We start from the raw sequence: 3,361 nt of genomic DNA on the forward strand, positions 1-3,361 counted from the left end.
GCTTCTAGCTGTGCGCGATAGTCCTTCCACCAAGCATCCTCGATCTCGTCCACCATGATTTCGATGACGATGATGCGGTCCTTCTGGATCGCGGCATCCTGCTTCCACAGCCCGTCAGCTGGCGCGCGGGTGAAAGCGGTCGCACCGCCGAACCGGTCGGCAAGACCGTCAATGATCTCTTCGATGATCTCTGGCTCGACCGGTGTGCCGCGGCCGGTATCGAGCGGCAAGAACACCTCGACGATCTGCATAGGATGTTTCCTTCGGGGGGCGGCTTTCTCATGCCCGGCGAGGCACAGGGATATCGAAGTGAAGGACTTCCTCGCGTTCACCCATTGAGGTGTAAAGCGCAATGGCCGGGTCATCGCCATAGTCGGCCTGAACGTAGAGAACCCAGCAACCCAGCTTAGCGGCAAGATCTCGCAGCTCGATTATCAGCGACATTGCGATGCCTCGTCGCCGGTAGGTGTCGGAAACCGCCAGATCATAGATGTAGATTTCTGATCGCGCCTGCTCAGACTTCGGCAGCTCGTAAGCGGTCAGGCCGCCTACAACCTCATCGCCTTCCATGGCCACCATGGCAAAGAAATGTTCCTTCGCCAGTAGGTCAGCAAGATAGGTGTCGCTCGGCGGTGCTGAAGCATAGCTCTTCGCGTCATCGAAGGCGTCCCCGAACAAGGCGTTCAACTGCCTCATCTTTGGCACTTGGTGCTGGTCCAGGCGATGGATCATCACAGACACCGTTTTCCTCATCAATGCCGGGTCATCCAATCCGGCTCCCATGCCCGCAGTGCGGGCTTCTCGCCATAGGAGCGGCCAGTGGCCCTGAAAGCAATCCTCGACAGCCTCGACGGCGTCGATCCGCAGTTCCACGACCTCCACGAGGAGAAGGACGGCAAGTTCGTCCTCGTCATCGAGGGGATCGAGCAGCACCCCGGCGCGCAGTCGCTGAAGTCCGCCTTGGACCGCGTCCGCGGGGAGAAGCGTACGCTCAGCGAGAAGCTGACGACCGCTGAAAGGCGGCTGAAAGGTCTCCCCGATGACTTCGATGCCTACGAGCACCTTCGCCAGCGGGCGGAAGGCAAGGAGCCGGCCAACCTGGACGAGCGGCTAACGGCGCAGAAGACGCAGCTCGAGGCGAAGTTCGCCAAGGAGCGCGAGAAGCTGGAAGGCCGGGCGACCAAGCTGGACGGCGCGCTCCGCAGGGTCATGGTCGACGACGGCCTGACCAAGGCTCTCCTGGACGCTGGCGTCGACAAGACCTTCCTCCCGGCGGCAAAGGCGCTCCTGAAGGAGAAGGGCCAAATCAAGCTCGTCGAGGATGACGACGCGATCGAGGTCTTCGCCGACGACGGCATCAACGAGCGCACCCCGCTCTCCGACTACGTCCGCTCGTGGGCCGGCCAGGACGAAGGCAAACCCTTCATCGCCAAGGCCACCGGCGGCGACGCAAAGGGCGGGCAAGGCCGCTCCTTCGGCGAGAACCCGTTCGACCCGAAGAACCCGAACCGCACGAAGCAGCAGGAGCTGATCGTCGCGAACGACGCCAAGGCCCGCCAGATGGCCGAGGCCGTGGGCATCAAGCCCTACTGGTAAGCATTTCCGGCGTCAGTGACGCCAACAGACCGAGGCTGCGCCCAGTGGGGTGGCCGAACCCAATCCCTTCACCCCACTGATCCAATAGGAGCCTCTCATGGCCACCACCCGCCTGAGCGACGTCATCTATGGCCCGCTCTTCCTCCCCACGACGATCCAGCGCATTGCGCAGCTTTCGCGCATTCGCAATTCGCCGATCGTCTCCGCCGACGCGCAGCTTCAGCAGTTCGCGAACGGCCCCGGCGATCTCGTCCAGATGCCGTTCTGGAACGACCTGACCGGTAACTCCAATGTCTCCACCGATGACCCGGCGCAGAACGCCACGCCGAACAAGCTGACCCAGGGCCAGGACATGGCCCGCAAGATCCGCCGCAACAACGGCTGGCAGTCGGCCAATCTGGTCGCCTCCATGCTGGCGGAAGATCCGCTCGACGCCGTCGCTCAGCTCATCGCTGAGTACTGGGTGCGCGAGGAACAGCGCATCATGGGCCAGCAGATGGCCGGTGTGTTCGCTTCGTCTGGTATGTCCGGCAACGTGCTTGACGTGGCGTCGGAAGACGGTGCGGCTGCACCGGTGAACCTCGATGCCGAGGTAGCCTCAAACGCCTACGCCCTGCTCGGTGAGTACGGGCAGACGCTTTCGGCGGTGATGATGCACAGCCGTGTGTTCTACAACCTGCGGGCTCAGCGGGCGATCGAGTTCGGCCGCGACCCGGTGACCGGTCTCGAGTTCACCCGGTGGGACGACAAAGACGTCTTCGTGTCCGACCAGTGCCCGCGAGAGGCCGGCACCACGAGCGGCTTCAAGTACACGTCCTACCTCTTCGGTAACGGCGCCATCGGCTATGCCGAGGCTACCGGCGAAGGTGGCCCAAAGAAGCCGGTGGAGCTCGACAGCGCACCGGCTGCCGGCAACGGCGAGGGCGTCGAGACGGTCTGGTACCGCCGCCACTGGGTCATGCACCCGCGCGGTGTCCAGTTCAGCGCAACCCCGGCTTCGGCCTCGGGTGTCACCGACGCGGAGCTCGCCGCCTCTCCGGAGATCGCTTCACCCTGTCGGGCTGGTGCACGAACCCAGTCTGCCGCTCGATCTCGCGCGTGAGGCTGTTCCAGTAGCGGCTACGGCACCGCTCCTCCGCCCCGTCGAGCCAGTGCCGATTTTCTAATGCGTCCTGCTGGCGATCGAGCGCAACGAGCAGTGCTGCCTGCGCCCCATGCAGCGTGACGAGAGCTGCCACGTCCTGGCGCATCTGAGAGGTAGGATAGTTGGGACCGCAGAGCAGCCGGCGGATCACGTTGAGGCTGCCTTCCATGCAGCTGATGTCGGGGACAGCGCCTGATTGCCGGCCTCGCCTGGCTGATGGAGGACGGTTCGGTTGCGGCCGGCCCGCTTGGCGCGATACAGCGCAGCATCTGCCTGATGCTGAAGCTGTTCCGACGAAACATTTGCGTCCGGCGCAGTGACCGCAATTCCGATGCTGACGGTGACGTGGCCAGAGACGCCGGTTACCGGGTTGGACACCGAGGCGGTCTCAACACTTCGGCGGATGCGTTCAGCCACTTTAAGGGCCCCGATCACATCCGTTTCGGGAAGGAGGACCAGGAATTCTTCACCGCCATAGCGCGCCACCTGATCCCTTTCGCGCCGCAGACTCTCCCGGATGATCCCGGCCACCTTGATCAGACAACGATCACCTTCCGCATGGCCGAGGTTGTCGTTCAGGTGCTTGAAGTGGTCGATATCAAGCATGAGTATGGCGGCACC

At 63.4% G+C, this 3,361-nt stretch carries 5 protein-coding genes; 2 read left to right on the plus strand and 3 right to left on the minus strand.

Features of this window, described 5'->3' with window-relative positions; translation table 11 throughout:
• Both GGR03_RS23975 and GGR03_RS23980 read right to left on the minus strand, forming a co-directional pair.
• A partial coding sequence (locus GGR03_RS23975; protein WP_183211377.1) for a hypothetical protein occupies positions 1-251 on the minus strand: 251 nt, incomplete at its 3' end.
• Positions 252-279: 28 nt separating this feature from the next.
• Complete coding sequence (locus GGR03_RS23980) at positions 280-732, minus strand: AAC(3)-I family aminoglycoside N-acetyltransferase (protein ID WP_246368496.1); 453 nt, start codon at positions 730-732, stop codon at positions 280-282.
• Positions 733-819: 87 nt separating this feature from the next.
• Here GGR03_RS23980 and GGR03_RS23985 point away from each other — a divergent pair, with 87 nt between their 5' ends.
• The gene (locus GGR03_RS23985; protein ID WP_183211379.1) at positions 820-1,596 is read left to right on the plus strand and encodes a hypothetical protein; all 777 of its coding nucleotides are present in this window, start codon (positions 820-822) and stop codon (positions 1,594-1,596) included.
• 97 nt (positions 1,597-1,693) lie between these two features.
• A complete protein-coding gene (locus GGR03_RS23990) occupies positions 1,694-2,698 on the plus strand; it encodes a hypothetical protein (RefSeq protein ID WP_183211380.1) in 1,005 nt (334 codons plus the stop codon).
• Between the two features lie 189 nt (positions 2,699-2,887).
• Here GGR03_RS23990 and GGR03_RS23995 read toward each other — a convergent pair.
• A partial coding sequence (locus GGR03_RS23995) for a diguanylate cyclase (protein WP_183211381.1) occupies positions 2,888-3,361 on the minus strand: 474 nt, incomplete at its 5' end.

Origin of the sequence: Aurantimonas endophytica (assembly GCF_014196845.1) — a bacterium.
Taxonomy (GTDB): domain Bacteria; phylum Pseudomonadota; class Alphaproteobacteria; order Rhizobiales; family Rhizobiaceae; genus Aurantimonas; species Aurantimonas endophytica.